Origin of the sequence: Pantoea wallisii (genome assembly GCF_002095485.1) — a bacterium.
Taxonomy (GTDB): Bacteria; Pseudomonadota; Gammaproteobacteria; order Enterobacterales; family Enterobacteriaceae; genus Pantoea; species Pantoea wallisii.
Map to the genome: position 1 here is coordinate 1 of NZ_MLFS01000139.1, position 700 is coordinate 700.

At 66.6% G+C, this 700-nt stretch carries 1 protein-coding gene; it reads left to right on the forward strand.

Annotation, left to right across the window (positions count from 1 at the left end; genetic code table 11):
- Nucleotides 1-254, forward strand: a 254-nt coding sequence (locus tag HA48_RS22330; RefSeq protein ID WP_208613174.1) for a hypothetical protein, incomplete at its 5' end; no start/stop codon positions are given.
- Nucleotides 255-700 lie beyond the last annotated feature (446 nt).

Genomic DNA, 700 nt, shown 5'->3' on the forward strand with positions numbered 1-700 from the left:
CCCCGGCCTTGCGCCAGCCCCACTCGCCGCTGCGCGGCCCCTTCACGCCTTCACGCTTCCTGACGGACCGGCGCCGATTCGCTCCTGCTCAGCGGCGCCTTTCGCCGACGTCCTGTCGGCTCATCCTGGAAGCCTGCATGCGTTCAGCGCGTGGGAAGGTCGCCTGCAATCCCCCCCGCTTCAACAGCCTTTCTCATCTTTATCCCGATATCGCTGAAAGTCTGTGTCCGCGCTTTCAGGCAGCGATGCGCTAAAACAAGAAAAATGACGTGCAGACGAGGGGGGGCGGAGCGCCATCCGCAGCGCCGAGCGCAGAGTGAGAGCCAGGGCGAGCCGCATGGATGCGGCGAGAGGTGGCGCTGAGCAGGAGCGAATCGCCACCGGTCCGTCAGGCCGGAGCGATAAGTGAGGGAACAGCGAGGACGGCGCAGGGCGGGGATTGCAAAGGGCCGCGCCCTTCGGCCCTTTGCCCGTCCGCCGCAGTGCGGTAGCTGAAACTGCCGCACGCCTGGCGGCCGGAACCTTCTCCGCCCGCCCCGCACGCCTGGCGGCCGGAACCTTCTCCGCGCCTGCCGACCGCCCGCCGAGCGGCTGAAGCGAAAATGTGCGCTCGATAAAGGAATCCGGCATCCCCGGCCCGTTATCAACAATATCCACCACGGTGTGATTGCCAACGCAGTGCAGCAGAACGTCCTTCCCC